The organism is Pandoraea iniqua, from assembly GCF_902459685.1.
Lineage (GTDB): Bacteria > Pseudomonadota > Gammaproteobacteria > Burkholderiales > Burkholderiaceae > Pandoraea > Pandoraea iniqua.
In genome coordinates this window covers 922464-940265 of record NZ_CABPSF010000003.1, presented here as the reverse complement: position 1 = coordinate 940265, position 17802 = coordinate 922464, and the positions used below count along the sequence as shown (strand labels likewise).

Annotated in this window: 10 protein-coding genes; 3 read left to right on the top strand and 7 right to left on the bottom strand. The window is 64.9% G+C overall.

The window, feature by feature from the left end; translation table 11 throughout:
- The first annotated feature begins 2 nt into the window (after window positions 1-2).
- Complete coding sequence (locus PIN31009_RS15125) at window positions 3-6032, top strand: hypothetical protein (protein ID WP_150790772.1); 6030 nt, start codon at window positions 3-5, stop codon at window positions 6030-6032.
- Between the two features lie 50 nt (window positions 6033-6082).
- On the opposite strand, the gene PIN31009_RS15120 is transcribed toward PIN31009_RS15125, so the two are convergent.
- The 7 genes from PIN31009_RS15120 to mfd all read right to left on the bottom strand — a co-directional run bounded on the left by PIN31009_RS15120 (window position 6083) and on the right by mfd (window position 16401).
- Complete coding sequence (locus PIN31009_RS15120) at window positions 6083-7117, bottom strand: GlxA family transcriptional regulator (protein ID WP_150790771.1); 1035 nt, start codon at window positions 7115-7117, stop codon at window positions 6083-6085.
- A 45-nt stretch (window positions 7118-7162) separates the two neighbouring features.
- Window positions 7163-7729: a cysteine hydrolase family protein gene (locus PIN31009_RS15115; protein WP_150790770.1), complete on the bottom strand. Its 567-nt coding sequence runs from the start codon at window positions 7727-7729 to the stop codon at window positions 7163-7165.
- 111 nt (window positions 7730-7840) lie between these two features.
- A complete protein-coding gene (locus tag PIN31009_RS15110; RefSeq protein WP_150790769.1) occupies window positions 7841-8893 on the bottom strand; it encodes an ornithine cyclodeaminase family protein in 1053 nt (350 codons plus the stop codon).
- A 6-nt stretch (window positions 8894-8899) separates the two neighbouring features.
- The gene (locus tag PIN31009_RS15105) at window positions 8900-9934 is read right to left on the bottom strand and encodes a threonine/serine dehydratase family protein (protein ID WP_246185682.1); all 1035 of its coding nucleotides are present in this window, start codon (window positions 9932-9934) and stop codon (window positions 8900-8902) included.
- A 37-nt stretch (window positions 9935-9971) separates the two neighbouring features.
- The gene (locus PIN31009_RS15100; protein ID WP_150790768.1) at window positions 9972-11255 is read right to left on the bottom strand and encodes an MFS transporter; all 1284 of its coding nucleotides are present in this window, start codon (window positions 11253-11255) and stop codon (window positions 9972-9974) included.
- 261 nt (window positions 11256-11516) lie between these two features.
- Window positions 11517-12734 (bottom strand): acetylornithine deacetylase, encoded by a 1218-nt coding sequence (gene argE, locus PIN31009_RS15095; RefSeq protein ID WP_087725135.1) that lies wholly within the window; start codon window positions 12732-12734, stop codon window positions 11517-11519.
- Window positions 12735-12936: 202 nt separating this feature from the next.
- Window positions 12937-16401 carry a transcription-repair coupling factor gene (gene mfd, locus PIN31009_RS15090; RefSeq protein WP_150790767.1) on the bottom strand — a complete coding sequence of 1155 codons (3465 nt, stop codon included), beginning with the start codon at window positions 16399-16401 and terminating at the stop codon, window positions 12937-12939.
- Window positions 16402-16509: 108 nt separating this feature from the next.
- Here mfd and ispD point away from each other — a divergent pair, with 108 nt between their 5' ends.
- On the top strand, window positions 16510-17232 hold the full coding sequence (gene ispD / locus PIN31009_RS15085) for a 2-C-methyl-D-erythritol 4-phosphate cytidylyltransferase (protein ID WP_150684418.1): 723 nt from the start codon (window positions 16510-16512) through the stop codon (window positions 17230-17232).
- A gap of 30 nt (window positions 17233-17262) precedes the next feature.
- Window positions 17263-17784, top strand: coding sequence for a 2-C-methyl-D-erythritol 2,4-cyclodiphosphate synthase (gene ispF / locus PIN31009_RS15080; protein ID WP_058378274.1), 522 nt, complete (start codon window positions 17263-17265; stop codon window positions 17782-17784).
- Window positions 17785-17802 lie beyond the last annotated feature (18 nt).

Sequence of the window (17802 nt, the reverse complement as noted above, 5' to 3'; positions counted from 1 at the left end):
CGATGCGAATCGAATCGGGCGGGCGGAACCCGTGGCAACTGTGCGGCGCGCAGGTGCCTTGCGATGCCGCGACGCGTCTGCGCCTCGGCTGGCAGGCACAGAGACAAGCCGCCACGCCGACGCAGGTCGCCAACATGGATTGGCGCGCGCAGACCGTGTACCGGCTGCTTGCGCAACCCGAGCGATGGGGGGCGGTAGGGGCAGTGCTGGCGCCACGGTTGATTGCCCAGTGCGGCCGTCTCGGCGCGGGCGGCGTGTTGGACATCGTCGATGCCTGTGGGGCACCGATTGAACGTCTGGACGTGAGCGTCCCGCGTGGGCGAGAGACGACTGGCGCCGATCGGCACTGGCAAATTTGCCGCGACGGCGCCCGGTTCGGCCTCTGGCGAGCGGGGGACGTCGAGTGGTCCGATGAACGCCAGCCGTACGGTGGCCTGTGTCATGTGTTGATCGCCTCGGCGTCACGGCGCACGCTTGCCGAGATTGCCGATGTTGTCGATGACGACGTCGAGGCGATGGTCGCGTCGTTGCCGGACATCGTGTGCGAAGCCCCCGACGTAGCGCAGGCGTTGTGGCAAGACCTGATGGGCGGCCCCGCCGACGGCGGGCACGTGAGTGAGCCGGCCGCGGCGGGCGCGCTGTTTGCACGCGGCACGCTGTGGGCTGTGGCAGGCACCGCCGCGTACGCACTCGGAACGAGTTTGCCGCTGGCCGGTGCGATCACCGCCGGGGCTCTGCAAATCGGTGTATTGGGGGGGGCGTTACGAAGGGCGGTTTCGACGCTCTCGAGCCATGCCGATCCGGCGGAACGTGCGAAATACGAAGCTGCGCTGGCGCTCAGCTTGCCGGAACTCGGATGCGCCGATCTCAAGGCGCTGATGGCGCGGCTCGAAGGGGCCGACGCGCGGCTCGACTTCTTTCATCTGACGTCGGCGATCCGTCGCAGGCTGGCGACGCGCACGGCAGGACAAACCCCCGGCGACGTGGTGCGTCGATTGCCGGTGCGCGACTTCGAGCGGGCGGAGCGCGAGAACACGCGGCGCACGCCAAACCTCACGTGCGGCAAGCAGGCGCTGGAGACGTTGCTGGATCTGGCGAGCCAGCACGGGCTGTTGAGTCCGTGGGGCGATGAGGTGGCGTCGGCACGTCAGTCCTGGCGCGCCGAGGCGTGGCAAGACGAGCTGTACGCGTGGGATCGTGCGGCGTGGCAACGGGCCGCTGCGATCCGGTACTTGCCGGGACCTGACAGCCGAACCAGCCAATCCGGCCAATCCGCTCAGGCCGGGCGAGCGGAAAGTGCCGGACCCTCTGCCCGCGTCGAACTTGCCGGGCCTCTCGGACCTGTCGAACGTGTCGAACCACTGCCGCTCGCGAACGATACGTTGCGGCCACGGCACGCCGCCGTATCGTGGCCATCGATCCGCATCGCGCCGCCCGCGCGTGTCACACCTGAATCCTTATCACCCGCGATCGCGGGTGGTGTGTATGCCGCACCGCCATTCGAGCCGGACGATGCGCGCGCGGCGAGCCATGCCGCCGATCCCACCGATCCTACCGATCCCACGGATCCGCTACTGAACACCGGAAGTGCCATCGCCACTTGGACCATGACCCGCGCATTGCGCGTGGGACTGAAGTCGCGCACGGTGCAGGTGGGCGGGCTTGCGCTTGGCGCGGTGAGCGTGGCCGCAGCGGCCCGATATGCCTACCACTGGGCCGCGTCATGGCTGAGCGACGATCCGCAGCGGGTGGATTCATCAGCAGATTCGCCCGCGGATTCACCCGCAGAATCGCCCTCGGGTTCCCCCATCAGCGATGCCCGGCGCGCAGAGGCACCGCTGCCACCGCCGGCTGTCCGCGATCTGCGAGACGGCCTGAGTCTGAGCAAGTTGCTGACACTGGGCGACTGGATGGCATGGGACGACGCCGCGCACACCTACCGGGATGCGGCGGACTCGCACACCGCATGGTTGATCAAGGACGTGCTGACGCAGCGCAGCGCGGGCCTCGTGCCGTCGAACGTTTCGGCGATGCTCGACGAATGGGTCAACGTGACGTATCGCTCGATCCCGTTTCTCGTCATGGGGAACGCGCATGGCGTGCCGTCCATGACGTTGACGACCGTCGAGAAGTACCGGTTGCGAGACGTTGCACTGGGGCATCACTACCAGAAAGAGTTACTGAAGCTGGGGGCGACGAAGGAGGTCCGGTCGGTAGCGGTCAGCGACGGTAATCCCGAGGTGACCCGCTTGTTGAACGCGGTCAACAACGACGACTTCCGGCAGGCCTTGTACGACGCCGACATCGCTCATCTGGCGCAACTGGAACGTGCGCCGGAGGCGGTCGCGGCGTTTGGGCATTACGTCAATGCCCGCACGTTTGCCATGATCTTGCAGGCGAGATTGTCCGAAGGCAGCCCCGCATGGGCTGCCGACATCGTGAAGCAGGCCGCTGCCGAAAGCGAGCGAGGCAACACGTTGCGCCTGTTGACGTTCCACAAAAGGGTCATGCCCGGCTTGCTGGCGGCGCGCCATACCAACGGTGAAAACGCATTGCTGGTCTCGCTCAAGAGCGGCACTTGGCTCTGGTGGGATCGAACGGTCGAGCGAAGCGCGCTCTTCCGAGAGTTCATGACGGGTCACTTGTCGGCGCGCGATCTCGTCAAGCTCGACAACCCCGTACACATCAGCGATCTTCAGTTCCGCATCGGCAGGAAGACAGGCCCGGGGTCAGGCATCGGCTGGGGGCCGGGCGACGGCGGGCCGGTCGGCCTATGGTTCGCCAATACCGAGACACGGCGGGAGATGTATCAACCCGACTTCGAGTTCCAGTCGAGCAACGCGATCCGGGACGAGTTGTGGAAGGCGGAAGTCCGCACCGTGCGCGAGAACATGGACGTACGTATTGCCACCAAGTCATGGCGCGATCGCCGCGACCGGCTCGCCATACAGCACGCGATGCTGCAAGGTTCTGGGGTGTTTTTTCCGCTGCTGTTTGGCGCATTTCCGCTGTCGGTCTGGGTGTCGCCGGCCGCATTCGGTGCCGGCGTGGCGACCAGTTTCGCCAACCTGATGCTGGTTTCGGCGGAGGCCAAGGACACCGATCTGGCCGGCCTGCGCAAAGCGCAGCACGACATGAAGCTGGGCACGCTGATGATGTTTGTGCATCTCTTGCCCATCGGCGCGGCCGAATGGCGGATCTTCAGGGCGGCGTTCGGCTACACGCTGGCGGCGTCGGGCCATTTGCTGCGCAGCAGTCATGCGGCCATGGACGCCATGCCGTCCCCGAATCACGACGAACGCCGCGCCATGGTGCAAAGCCTTGTCGGTCTCGCCGACCTGCGTTTGCCTGATAACGCATCGCCGATGGAAACGCCGCAACGCCCGTGGGATGTCATCGATCATGTGCGCGCGGCCTATGGTGGGACGAGCGATAGCAATATCCGCAGGACGGTGGCCATCAGAAACCGCAACGTCAACGGCTTTCTCGGGCTGCGACGCGCCCCGGTTACGACGCGTGATGAACTGTTGCGCTTGCCGCCGGGATACGCCATCGCATTGGCCGACGAGTTCGGCACGATGTTCTTCGCCGGCATGACTTGTGGTGACGGCGAGGTGGTGGGCAGCGGCACCGATCCCGCCATCGTGACGTTGCCGACGGATTTTGCGGTCATCGATTTCGCCGGCAAGCATGCCGACATTCTGACGTTTCACGGTAACGGCAGCGTGGAGGTCTCCGGCGCCATGTTCTCGATGTTCATCGACGAAACGATTCGGCAGCGCGTGCCCGCCATCCCGATATTCGACCCCGACGCGGGGCGCGTGGCGGTGCGGCCCGCGCCATCGGAAGCGCCCGAGACGATACTGCCGAATCCCCCCCTGAATCCGCTGCCGGGTTCGCCGCTGAGCCCACTGGCGAGACTGCTGCCGGCATCGCAAACGCTTGAAGAAAAGGTGTCGTGGTCCGATATCGTGGCGCTGTGGCGAGCCAATCGGTTAGGCATGCGGTTGCGCACGATCGATCAGATTGCAGCCTATCAAGTGTCCGGGTTTCGCAGTCAGATTTTCCAGCGCTGGAACGTGTCCGAATTCAAGGCAGCGTTGTCCGACGTGCTCGCCCGTGTCGAGACGGGGCTGCTGCTCTGGCACCTGCCGTTTCTCGACGCGGCGAATCAGGGGCTGGCGTTGCGGCGGCTACAAGGGGTCGAGCCCCTGCGCACGGCGCGCTTGTACGACGCCACGTTGTACGGCGTGGTCGCATTGAGCGGTGTCGACCGCTTGGATGAAGCGCGGGTGTCGGACGGTGTGCGCAACTACCTGCTGCTGTCGCTGATCACCGGAGACGCGCTAGGTTGGACCGGCAACCTCACGATCAAGGGACGACAAGCCTTGCAAGCGTTCGTCAGGCCCCATCTCAGCGAACACCGGCTGTGGGTCTACCGGGGCTTGCTGAACGAGGATAGAGCGCTGCCCGGCGTGCCCAGCGACGCGAGCCCCGATCCGCTGGCCGCCGTGACCTTCGTGACCCGTCGGGGCGGGCATGGCGACATGGTGAACGACTTGCACAGTCGAATCTTCTGGGACCTGCATTGCCGGGCCAGCGCGATCGACATCTGCATGCAGGACGACCGCTCGCACGACCTGCTGTTTCTGGTGGCCTATGCCGCCAGCGTGTTGCCGCCGGACGATGCGAAAAAGCTGACCCGTGCGGTGCGTGCGCTCCTGCGGCCGAGGACTTCCGATACGCCGTTTGCACCGCCCCGCGAAATCACCGACGCGGCATTGATCCATACCCGATGGACGGGACCCGATCTCTCGCTGGCGCATTCCATCGGACTGATGGCACGTGAAGCGGCGGCCGCGAACGGCACGTACCCACTGGCCGGCAAGGCACCGGAAGAGGCGGTGATGCAGGCGATCAACTTTGTCGATGCGCATCTGACGCCTTACACCAAGGGGGTGGCACGTGGCGAGATGGCTGGCCTCGTCGAGTGGGGCGTGGGCAGCAGCACGTTCGGCAGGTCGCTGCTCAACGCCAGTTTCCATATGCAGGCGACCGACCGGTTTGCGGCGGTCATCGACACCATCTGGGATTCGATGCCGATCAGCGCGGATGGCTATACGTCCGGAACCTCCGGGCGCGGACTCATCCGCATCAATGACGCGCCATCGTTCGCCGCCGTGCCGCCGGGCTATCGCCTCTTTCTGACCAGCCCGCTGGGGAACGACTACGACGTGCAGGTGTGGTACGAAATGTTCAGTCTGGGGCAGGGCGTCGTGGCGGGATGGACGAGACGCTTCGAAGATGGACGCCTGCCGCCCCGTCTGGAGCGCATCGATCTGTTGGCAAACAATACGTTGCTCGCCTTTACCGGCGACGGCGTGGTGTTGAAGGACGGGACGCCTGTCTCGATGTGCGCAGAAGGGCTCACACCGGGAATTCATGTCGAACCCCGCTGCCCGCCTGCCAGCAACGGGACGGTCGACGGGACGCTGCTGGAGCAGGAGATCGTCGCGGTGCCGCTGGTGCTCACGGCCATCGAGCGGCGCTCGGATGGCGCCGACGCCAATCTGCTGGCGGCGATTCATGCGGCAATGCAACGGTTCAACGTGACGAACATTCGGTGCCGTGTCGTGCTGACGTGGTCGCACGCCAATCAATTCAAACCCGATTGGTCCTATGCGCTGGTCGGCGATGCCGAGAAGCCGTTCCGCCGAAGTGAGACGCCTTGCCGGGTCGTCGTCGATATTTTCGCGAGTCACGCGTTGCCCGATACGCTGCATCCCCCGTACTTTGGGTACATCGCCAGCGAAGCGCAGTGGCAGGCTGCCTATGTTGCGCGGGCGGGTAACCGACACGTCAAATACGTCGATTTCCACACCATTGAAGACGCCCTGAACGCCGCGCCGACGTTTGCCGATGCACAGGGCGTGTTGCCGTTCGACTATCAGGAGAATGCGTTGCTGTTGCACGCACCGGCGTGGCCGAATTTTCCGCAGCCGGGTTGGCACCCGCGGCAGAACTTCCGATGACACCGGCGGGCGTCAGCCGCGCTTAGTGGTTAGTGGTTAGTGGCTAGTGGTTAGTGGTTCATGGGGCGGCGTGCATGGCTCGGCGGTACCGCTTCGAACTTGTGCCAAACGCGGCGCATATGGCGCGCCGAGGCGAAACCCGCGCGTTCGGCGATGCGTTCAAGATCGAGTTGGCTATTGCCGAGCATCTCGCGCACCAGCGCAATGCGCAAGCGATGCAGGTAGTCGATCGGGGCGGTGCCGGAGTGTTCGCGAAAGAGCCGTGTGACCTGCCGTTCGCTGGTGCTGGCGATCTCTGCCATGGCGGCGAGTGTCCAGTCGCGCGCGGGATCGGCCGCGATGGCGTCTTGCATGCGATGCAAGGCGGGGTGCAAGTGATTGCGGCCTTCGAGCCACGGCGAGAGCTGCGGGTCGGCGCCGGCGCGGCGCGAGTAGACGACCATCTGGCGGGCCACCGCGGCAGCACACAACGGACTGGTGACCTCGGCAATGAGCGTGAGCATCAGGTCGAGGCCGGTGGTCACGCCCGCGCTGCTCCAGACGTTGCCGTCCTGCACGTAGAGCCGGTTGTCGGCCACGCGTGCGCCCGGGGCGAGCGCGCGCAGGGCATCGCAGCTGCCGTGATGCGTGGTGCAGAAGCGTCCGTCGAGCAACCCCGCCCGCGCGGCGAGCAACGCGCCAGTGCAGATGCAGGCTAGTCGATGCGTAGGGCGCACCGTACGCCGCAGCCACGCGACGGCCAGCGATTCGGCGTCGTCGTCCGAAATGACCGATGCCACCGATGCCACCGATGCCACCGATGCCGCCGCGTCGTCATGGGCCGCCGCGATCGGCAGCGGCTTTTCCACCGTGCCGGTCACGACAATCCATGCATCCTCGGGGACGCCATCGGGCAGCACGGTCAATGGCGAGAGCCGCAAGCCGATCGACGTGTCGACCGACGCCCGGGTGCCCACGTAATGCAACACGAAGCGAACCGTATCCTGCTGCAAATTGGCCATGCGCAACGCTTCGGCCGGCGCGGCGATGTCCAGCAGCAGCGCGTCAGGCATGACCAACAGATAGACAGGTTGAATTCGCGGCATCACGTAAGCGCCCAGACGGCGGACAAATTCGGACAGACCCCGACGTTACACCGCCGCGAGCGCTTCCTCAACCGTGACGATGCGAGCGAAGCGGTCGACGAGCACCGTTTCGGTACGTTCTTTCAGGTCGGCTACCGAGAGTTCGCGGCCCGTGCGCGGGTGCTTCATCGGGAACGTGAGCGTGGCTTCGGTGACGAAATCGACTTGATAACCGGCATCGGAGGCGGCGCGCGTGGTCGTCTCGCAGCACTGCTCGGTGCGGATACCTGAGACGATCAGACGCGTGATGCCATGCTCGACCAGCCACGGGCCGAGCGTGGAGCCTGCCAGCGCGCTGTGCTTGACCTTATCTACCGTAAAGACCGGCTCGATGCGGAGTTCTTCGAGCGTGCGCACGAAGCCCGAGGCGCGCGAGAACACGCCCGAGTCGATATGGAAGACCTGCACGACCGGCACGCCACGCGCGACGGCACCGTCGACCAGCGCCTGCTGGCGCGAGAAGTACGTGGCCAGATCGTCTTCGCGCCAGTACGGACGCTGGCGGAACGATTCTTGGGCATCGATGACGAGCAGGGCGGTGCGGGACGCTTGTGACGTTTGAGCTTGCGACATGACGAACTCCGTGGGGTGGGGTGACGATGGCCCCATATTACGGAGGTTCACGCGCGGGCGACAGACCTTGTGCGGACGGGAATCGGACGGATTCGGACAGCCCTGCGGCGCTCAGATGGCGGCGCGTACCCCGATGTTTTGACCCGACGGGGTCTGCGCGCGCCGATACAGTGCGGCGGCCAGCGCCACGTCCTGCGCGCCCATGCCGAGCGATTTGAACAGGGTGACGTCCTCCGCGCTGGCCCGGCCCGGATGACGGCCGATGACCAGTTCGCCGAGTTCGGCCAGCAGATCCTCCGGACCGATGCGGCCTTCGGCGGCGGCGGCGAGATAGTCGCCCGATTCGTTGACGGTCGACTCGCGGCGGTCGACAAACAGCCGGGCGCGCGCCATCAACTCGGTATCGGCTTCGCGATGGCGCGGCGTGCTGCTGCCGACCAGATTGACGTGCGTGCCCGGTGCCAGCCATGCCGAGTGCAGCACCGGCTCGGTGGTGTTGGTGACGGTCACGACGATATCGGCATCGCACACGGCGGCTTCGACGCTGTCGGCGGGCTCCAGCGTGAAGCCGTAGTTCGGTTGTTCCTTGTCGACAAACGCTTGTGCACTGGCGCGCGAACGGCTCGCCACGCGAACGTGTTGCAACGGTCGCGCAGCCGCCAAAGCAGCAAGGTGCCAGTGCGCCTGATGGCCTGCGCCGATCAGCGCGAGACGTGTTGCGTCATGGCGCGCGAGCAGGCGGGTCGCCAGCCCGGTGACGGCGGCGGTGCGAATGCCGGTGATCTCGGCGGCATTCATGATCGCCAGCAACTCGCCCGTCTCGCCGCTCATCAGCACGACGCAGCCTTGATGCGGGTCTTTCCCCAGCGTGCTGTTGCCGGGGAAAAACGTGCCCACCTTCGCCCCGTAGACCGGCGGGTTGTCTCCACCTTCGCCGCTTCCCGCGCTCCCTGCAATAAACGCCGGCATCATCCCCAGCATGCCTTTCGCGCCGAGCGCTTCCGGCGGCCGGATGATCTGACGCAGGGGCAAATAAACTTGCTCACGCGCCAGCGCGGCGAACATCTCCGACATGACGGGAATCGCGTCGGCGACAGGCATCAGCGCCGCGACTTGCGCGGCGTCGAGCAGCAAAACGGCAGGCGAGGGCGAGGTAGCGGTCATCGTCGGTCAGGCGTTGGCTTCTGCCGCGAGCGCGGCGTCGATATGGCGCTGGAACGTGGCCGGGTCGGTGTTCGTGCCGCACAACAGCACGCCCACACGCTTGCCGGCAAGCTTCTCGCGCAGCGGCCCCATCAGGGCGGCGGTGGCAGCCGCGCACGCCGGTTCCACGGCCAGCTTCAACTGACGGAACAAGGTGAGCATGCCCGCGCGCATCTGGTCGTCGGTCACCGTCACCAGTTCGTCGATATGGCGGCGGCACAGGGTGTAGCTGTACAACTCGGTGTGCGGCGCCATCAGGCTGTCGGCAATGCCCGTCATCGGGCCCATCTTGACCGGACCGTTGGTCGCAAAGCTCTGCGCCATGGCATCGGCACCTGCCGGTTCCACGCCGTAGACCTTCACGTGCGGGGCGAACAGTTTGAACGCCGTGGCCACACCCGCGATCAGGCCGCCGCCGCCGATCGGCACGATGACGGCGTCGAGATCGGGGGCTTGCTGCGCCCACTCATAGCCGAGCGTTGCCGTGCCCAGCACCGTGCGATAGCCGTTGAACGGATGCACGAAGAAGCGGCCTTCCTCCTGCTCCACGCGCTTGACCGTGTCGAACGCCTCATGCACGTTCTCGGCCAGCACGAGGTCGGCACCGTACTCACGGCACAGCGACGAACGTGCGGGGCTGGCCGTCTTGAGCATCACCGTCTTCGCGCTCACGCCCATCGCCTGCGCAGCGTAGGCCACGGCCACCGCGTGATTGCCTGCGGAAACGCACGTCACACCGGCCTGACGCTGCGCGTCGCTGAGCGCCAGCAGATTGGAGAACGCCCCCCGGGCCTTGAACGTGCCCGAGGCTTGCAGCAGTTCGTACTTGAAGGTCAGTTGCGTGTCGCCCAGCGTGGGGAAGTCGCGGCGCGTGAAGACCGGCGTATGGCGCACGTACGGCTTGAGTTGCTCGTGCAGCGCGGCAATCGCTTCTTTGGTGGGCGCGGGCTGACCGTCGATGGTTTCAGCGTGCAGGTCCGGGGTGGCGTTCGGATGAGTCACTTGGACATTGTCTCCAGAAAAAGCGCGGTGGATAGCGTTAGCGCAGACCGATGCTGCGCACGCGCAGCAGGGCGGTAATGCTGATCAGGGCCGCAAAAATCAGATAGAAGCTCGGCGCAAGCTTGTTGCCAGTGGCGCCGATGAGCCACGTGATGATAAACGGTGCGAAGCCGCCGAACACGGTTGCCGCAATGTTATAGCCCAGCGACAGGCCCGTGGTGCGCACCTGCACCGGGAACAATTCGGTGAGCAGGGCAGGCAGCGCGCCGAAGTACGTCGTCATCAGCAGGCCCAGCACGATCTGGAACACCATCAGCGAACCGAACGTCGGGTTGGCATCCAGAAAGCGGAACATCGGATAGACGAGTACCAGCAGCGCGACGGCGGCGGCGAGCATCGGCTTGGTGCGTCCGTGCGTGTCCGACCAGTGGCCGACGATCGGCGCGACGATCAGTTGCACGACGCCCGTCAGCAGCACGGCCGAGAAGGCGGCCGACGACGGCATGCCCAGTTGCTTGACGGCATACGTCGGCATGTAAAGCACGAGATACGTGGCAACGGTCGCCATGACCACCACACCGATGGCCAGCAGCAGGCGTTCCTTCTGGCTCGTGAAGGTGTCGCGCAGCGGGTTTTGCGTCGGTTCGGCATCGAGGAATTCGGGCGTCTCATCCAGACGGCGGCGAATGTAATACGCGACCGGGCCGATCAACAGACCGAAGAAGAACGGCACGCGCCAGCCCCACGAGGCCATGGCTTCGGGTGTCAGGTTGCCCGTGAGCAATGCACCGAAACCGGCGGCGAGCAGCGTGGTGAGGCCTTGGCTCGCGACTTGCCAACTCGAGAAGAAGCCACGGCGTTGCGGCGCGTGCTCGGCCAGAAACGCCGTCGCACTGCCGAACTCGCCACCGGCGGAGAAGCCCTGAATCATGCGGGCGAGCACGATGCCGATGGGCGCGAGAATGCCGATCGACGAATACGTCGGCATGATCGCGATGAGCAGCGTCCCCACCATCATCAGCAGGATCGAGAGCGTGAGGGCAGCCTTGCGGCCTGCGCGGTCGGCATACACGCCGATCACGATGGCGCCGAGCGGCCGCATGAAGAACGACACACCGAACGTGCCGAGTGCGATCAGCAGCGACACCGTGTCGTTGCCGGTCGGGAAGAACAGCTTGGCAATGGTCACGGCAAAGAAGCCGTACACCACGAGGTCGAACCATTCGAGGGCGTTGCCGATCGAGGCCGAGACGATCACACGCCAGGCGTGCGGGGAAGTACGGGCGGCCGGGGCCGTCGCGTCGGGGGCTGCTGCGCTCATGTGCGAGATCTCCAGATCCTGTCGTGCGTTATCTATCGTGCGGTATGCGTTGAGTGCTCGTTATCTTGCTCGTTTGGACGTCCTGTGCGCCCTTGCGAAAGTCTTGGCGTTGCGATGCTTTCGACAGGCGTCTGGTACTGCGGTCTTACGCCAAAGTGCTTCGGGGGCGAAGCGCCATGGCAACGGGCCGCATCCTGAAGCGGAATGCGGCCCGGTATTACGTCAGTCGGTGCGGTTGCCGAAAGTGGCTCAGGCAGGGGCTCAGGCGCCGACGGTGTTGCTGCGAATCAGCTTTTGCAGGAACGATTCGCACTGGGCGATCTGTTCGAGCGAAACGAATTCGTTCGGCTTGTGGGCCTGTTCGATATTGCCCGGGCCGCACACGATCGACGGCACGCCTGCCAGTTGGAACTGACCGGCTTCGGTGCCATAGGCCACCTTGCGCTTGTCGGTGTCTTTGGTGAGGGCGCGCACGAGTTGCGTGATGGCGTCCTGCTCCGATGCGTCGAGCGCCGGGGCGGCGGCAATCTTCTTGAACTCGATGCCAGCGTTCGGGTGTTCCTTCTGCATTTTCGGCACCAGCTCTTCGATCGCGTATTGCTGAATGCGCGCGAAGATGCCTTCGGCGTCCACGCCCGGCAGGTTGCGGTATTCGAAAACGAATTCGCACAGTGCCGGGATCGTGTTCAGCGCGATACCGCCCGAGATCGTGCCCGTTTGTGCCGTGGTGAACGGCACATCGAACAACTCGTCGAACGGGCCGACTTGCTTGAAGTGATCGGCCAGATCGCGGATGTAGCAGATCAGGCGCGCAGCGTATTCGATGGCGTTCGAGCCCTTCGGCGTGAGCGACGAGTGCGCGGCATGGCCACGCACGCAGCACTGGTAGGCGTTGATGCCCTTATGCGCCACGATCACGCGCATGCTGGTCGGCTCGCCGACGATGCAGCCGTCCGGGCGAATACCGCGCTCGCGCAGTTCGGCCAGCATCACCGGTGCACCCACGCAGCCGATTTCTTCGTCGTAAGAGAACGCGAAGTGGAACGGCGTCTTGAGCTTGGCGTCGCGCATCTGCGGCAGCTGGGTCATGACCGAGCCGATGAAGCCCTTCATGTCGCAGGTGCCACGGCCATACAAATTGCCGTCACGAACTTCGGGCTTGAACGGATCGGTGTCCCACGGCTGACCGTCGACCGGCACCACGTCGGTGTGGCCCGACAGGACGATGCCGCCTTGCGTGTTGCCGTCGGCAGCGGGCAGCGTGACGAACAGATTGGCCTTGCGTTTGGTGGCGTCATACGACAGCCACGGTTCGACGCCGGCGTCCTTCAGGCTGTCGCGCACCGTCTCGATCAGGCCGAGGTTCGATTCGCGACTCGTCGTGTCGATGCTGACCAGCTTCTTGATCCAGTCGAGCGATGCGGGTTGGGCGTCGTTGGCGGCTTGCGTCGCAGAGCTCAGGGGGGAAGCGCTTGTCATTCGAATCTCCGGGAATCTTCCAGTCATACGTACCGGGAAATGGTACTCAAAAATAATTTAGAGGTAAAAGATTGCTTGCACAACCATTCTTGCATTGCGGGAATTCACCGGTATTTGCGCGGGTAAACCATGCATGCCACGCACGCTCATGCGTGTTTGCCCTTGGTTTTCCGATGCATTGCCGCAGGGTGTGGTGCTCATCTCAGGCCGCGCGTGCGCCGGGTGAACTGATGGCGCGCAAGGTTTCCTTGATCGCACGCACGCGATCGGTCAGTTGCGGGTGCTTCGCTTCGATGCGCAGTTTGTCCTGACCGGCCAGCTTGATGTGGCGATGCTTCTGCACCAGTTCGATGATGCGCATCGGGTCCACGGCGGGCGTGGGCTCGAATTGCAGGGCGATGGCTTCTTCGCTCGCATCGATCTTGGTGATGCCCAGCGGCTTGGCGAGCAGGCGCATGCGGTGCGTCTCGATCAGCGCTTGTGCCTGCTGCGGCAGCTTGCCGAAGCGGTCGACCAGTTCTTCCTGAATCGTGTCGATGGCATCTGCGTTCGTGCCGTTGGCCAAGCGCTTGTACAGCGACAGACGCTCCTGCACGTCGCCGCAGTAGTCGCTCGGCAAGATGGCCGGCACGTGCAGGTTGATCTCGGTGGTGACGGCCAGCGGGGCGTTCAGGTCCGGCTCGCGGCCGGCCTTGAGGGCGCTCACGGCGTCGGCGAGCATGTCGGTGTAGAGCTGGAAGCCGATCTCGTGGATTTCTCCCGACTGCTTGTCGCCGAGCACTTCACCCGCGCCGCGAATTTCCAGATCGTGCATGGCCAGATAGAAACCGGCGCCGAGTTCTTCCATTTGCTGAATCGCTTCCAGACGGCGCTGGGCCTGTTTGGTGAGCGATTTCGGATCGTGCACGAGCAAGTACGCGTAGGCCTGATGGTGCGAGCGGCCGACGCGGCCACGCAACTGGTGCAACTGCGCAAGACCGAACTTGTCGGCGCGGTGCATCAGGATCGTGTTCGCGGTCGGCACGTCGATGCCGGTCTCGATAATCGTCGTGCACAGCAGCACGTTGGCGCGCTGGGTCACAAAGTCGCGCATCACGCGCTCGAGATCGCGCTCGTGCATCTGCCCGTGGGCGACGACGATGCGCGCTTCGGGCACCAGTGCCTCCAGTTCCAGCTTGCGGTTCTCGATGGTCTCGACTTCGTTGTGCAGGAAGTACACCTGACCGCCGCGCTTGAGTTCGCGCAGCATGGCTTCGCGAATCACGCCGTCTTCTTCACGGCGCACAAACGTCTTGATGGCCAGACGTTTTTGCGGCGCGGTAGCGATCACCGAGAAGTCGCGCAGGCCTTCGAGCGCCATGCCCAGCGTGCGCGGAATCGGCGTGGCGGTGAGCGTGAGCACGTCGACTTCGGCGCGCAACGCCTTGAGGGCTTCCTTCTGACGGACACCGAAGCGGTGTTCTTCGTCGATGATGACGAGCCCCAGACGCTGGAACTGAATATCGTTCGAGAGCAGCTTGTGCGTGCCGATCACGATGTCGACCTGACCCTCGTTGATGGCCTTCACGCTCGTGTTCACTTCCTTGGTGGTCTTGAAGCGCGAGAGTTCGGCAATGCGCACCGGCCAGTCGGCGAAGCGGTCGGAGAAGGTCTGGGCATGCTGTTCGGCGAGCAGCGTCGTGGGGGCGAGCAGGGCAACCTGCTTGCCGTCGAGCACGGCGATGAAGGCCGCGCGCAACGCCACTTCAGTCTTGCCGAAGCCCACGTCGCCGCACACCAGCCGGTCCATGGGCTTGCCACTCGTCATGTCGGCCATGACGGCGTTGATGGCAGCGGCCTGATCGGGGGTCTCTTCGAAGCCGAAGCTGTCGGCAAATTTTTCGTAGTCGCGCGGCGAGAGTTCGAATGCATAGCCCGAGCGTGCGGCGCGACGCGCGTACAGATTGAGCAGCTCGGCCGCCGTGTCGCGAATCTGCTGCGCGGCCTTGCGTCTGGCTTTCTCCCATTGGCCAGAACCCAGCGAGTGCAGCGGCGCGGTATCTGGGTCGGCACCGCTGTAGCGCGAGATCAGGTGCAGTTGCGAGACGGGGACGTAGAGCTTGCTTTGGCCGGAATAGTCGAGATGCAGGAACTCGGTCTCGCCTTCACCGAGGTCCATGCTGATCAGCCCCTGATAGCGGCCGATGCCGTGCTGGCTATGCACCACCGGGTCGCCGACTTTGAGTTCGGCGAGGTCGCGGACCATCGAGTCGACCGACGTCGCCTGTTCCTGACGGCGTTTGCCGACACGGCGCGCCAAGCCTTCGTAAAGCTCGTTCTCGGTGATGAACGCGAGGTCTTCCGCCGGCAGCAAAAAGCCTGACGCGAGCGGTGCTACGCCAATGGCAAAGCGTGCATCCGAGGTCAGAAAATCTTCGAGCGATTCGACCGAGACCGGGCGCAGATCGTTGTCGTGCAGCAGTTGCAGCAGCGTCTCGCGACGGCCCGCAGAGTCGGCGCAGAGCAGCACACGTGCGGGCGTACGCGCGAGATAGGCGCGCAGGGCGGCCAGCGGATCGTCGGCGCGGCGGTTGACCGAGATCGTCGGCAGCGGGATCGCCCAACTGCCGTCACCGGGCTTCGCCAGCGTCAGGCGGGCGAACGGCTTGGCGAACGTGAAGAAGTCCTGATCGAGCAGAAACAGTTGCTCAGGCGGCAGCACCGGGCGCTCGCGGTCGTGCGAGAGAAAGTTGTAGCGCTGACGCGTGTCGTTCCAGAAGCGCTGGATCGCGCCTTCCAGATCGCCGACGAACACCAGTTGGGCGTCGGGCGGCAGATAGTGGAAGAGCGTGGCGGTCTCTTCAAAGAACAGCGGCAGGTAGTACTCGATGCCCGCGGAGGGCACGCCGCTGCCCATGTCCTTGTAGATCGTGCTGCGGCTCGGGTCACCTTCGAACACCTCGCGCCAGCGCCCGCGAAACGCCGTGCGGGCGGGTTCGTCGAACGGGAATTCGCGCCCCGGGAGCAGGCGCACTTCCTTGACCGGATACAGGCTGCGCTGCGTGTCCGGGTCGAAGGCGCGGATGCTGTCGACCGTGTCGTCGAACAGATCGAGACGATAGGGCAGGGGCGAGCCCATCGGGAACAGATCGATCAGACCGCCGCGCACGCAATATTCACCGGGACGCATCACCTGCGACACGTGCTCGTAACCGGCGAGCGTGAACTGCGACTTCAGCTTCGCTTCGTCCAGCCGTTCGCCTTGCCGGAAGTAGAACGTGTAGGCCGCCATGAAGCTGGCCGGGGCCATGCGGTAGAGCGCGGTCGTGGCGGGCACCAGCACGATGTCGCAGCGTTTTTCGCCGAGATCGTGCAGGGTGGCCAGCCGTTCCGAAATCAGGTCCTGATGCGGCGAGAACGTGTCGTACGGCAGCGTTTCCCAGTCGGGCAGCAGGCGCACGCGTGCATCGGGTGCGTACCACTTGAGCTCCTGCTGGAGCCGCAGCGCGTCGGTCGCCTGCGCGCAAACGACCGCGAGCAGCGGCATGCGCTCGCGATTGGCTTCGAAGTAGCGGGCGATGAGCAGGGCGTCGGACGACGCGTGGGCACCGGCGAAGGCGTAACGCTGTCCCGCTTTTACGAGCGGCACAGGCACGGTATTACGGGATATGGCGTTAGCGGATGACATAGAAAAGCGTTGCAGAAATGGCAAAGCACGGGGCTGCATGAAGATGGGGCCCCGTGAAGATCAGCGTCTATTATAAAATCCCCGCTTTACCCTTACCTGCGTTTTATCGTGAGCGACCGACTTTTTGCTGTCATCCCGTGCGCCGGGGCCGGTGTTCGCGCCGGGGCCGACGTGCCCAAGCAGTACCGGAGCGTGGGCGGACGCGCCATGCTTCACTATGCGCTCGCCGCGTTTGACGCCTGCTCCGAGTTCGCTCAGACCGTGCTGGTGCTGGCGCCGGACGACAATCACTTCGATGGCCGCCGCTTCGGCCCCCTGCGTTTTGCCGTGCGCCGCTGCGGCGGGGCGTCGCGTCACGCATCGGTGCTCGGTGGCCTTCAGGCGCTTACCGAATTCGGCGCGCAGGACAGCGACTGGGTGCTGGTGCACGACGCCGCGCGCCCGGGCATCACGCCGGCGTTGATCCGCACGCTGGTCGAAGCCCTGCGCGACGACCCCGTCGGCGGCATTCTGGCGCTGCCGGTGGCCGATACGCTCAAGCGTGAAGACGCACCGGCGGGTGCCGGCGCTCTGGCGGCTGTGGCTGCGACCGAATCGCGCGACGGTCTCTGGCAGGCACAAACGCCGCAGATGTTCCGTCTGGGCATGCTGCGTCAGGCGCTCGAAGACGCGCTCGCTGCCGGCGCCGAAGTGACCGATGAGGCCAGCGCCATCGAGCGCATGGGGCATGCCCCCAAGCTCGTGCGTGGCAGCCTGCGTAACTTCAAGGTCACGTATCCCGAAGATTTCGCGCTGGCCGAGGCCTTTCTCGGCGCGGCTCGCCCGGCGTAAGCTGGGTCTCCTGCATTTGACGATCCCTTCATGACTGAACAAGCTGTTTCTTCTATTTCGCTCGCCGCCTTGTCCAAACTTCGCATCGGTCAGGGTTACGACGTGCATGCGCTCGTCCCGGGGCGCCCGCTGGTGATGGGCGGTGTGACCATTCCGTTCGATCGCGGCCTGCTCGGCCACTCGGACGCCGACGTGCTGCTGCACGCGATCACCGATGCCGTGCTCGGCGCGGCGGCGCTCGGCGACATTGGCCGTCACTTCCCGGACACCGACCCGACGTTCAAGGGCGCGAACAGCGTCGTGCTGCTGCAAGAAGCCATGCGCCGCGTGCGTGCGCAGGGCTACGAGATCGTCAACATCGACTGCACGGTGATCGCACAGGCGCCGAAGCTGGCACCGCATATTGCCGCGATGACGCAGTCGATTGCCGATGCGCTGGGGATTACCGTGGGTCAGGTCAATGTGAAGGCCAAGACCAACGAGAAGCTCGGCTATCTCGGCCGTCAGGAAGGCATCGAGGCACAGGCGGCCGCGTTGCTGATGGGCGCGTAAGACTTGAGATGTGAGGGG

Bases quoted from the DNA above. Each gene is read 5' to 3' on its own strand.
- PIN31009_RS15125 (WP_150790772.1), top strand. From the start codon at position 3: ATGCGAATCGAATCGGGCGGGCGGAACCCGTGGCAACTGTGCGGCGCG.
- PIN31009_RS15120 (WP_150790771.1), bottom strand. From the start codon at position 7,117: ATGCCGCGAATTCAACCTGTCTATCTGTTGGTCATGCCTGACGCGCTG.
- PIN31009_RS15115 (WP_150790770.1), bottom strand. From the start codon at position 7,729: ATGTCGCAAGCTCAAACGTCACAAGCGTCCCGCACCGCCCTGCTCGTC.
- PIN31009_RS15110 (WP_150790769.1), bottom strand. From the start codon at position 8,893: ATGACCGCTACCTCGCCCTCGCCTGCCGTTTTGCTGCTCGACGCCGCG.
- PIN31009_RS15100 (WP_150790768.1), bottom strand. From the start codon at position 11,255: ATGAGCGCAGCAGCCCCCGACGCGACGGCCCCGGCCGCCCGTACTTCC.
- argE (WP_087725135.1), bottom strand. From the start codon at position 12,734: ATGACAAGCGCTTCCCCCCTGAGCTCTGCGACGCAAGCCGCCAACGAC.
- mfd (WP_150790767.1), bottom strand. From the start codon at position 16,401: ATGTCATCCGCTAACGCCATATCCCGTAATACCGTGCCTGTGCCGCTC.
- ispF (WP_058378274.1), top strand. From the start codon at position 17,263: ATGACTGAACAAGCTGTTTCTTCTATTTCGCTCGCCGCCTTGTCCAAA.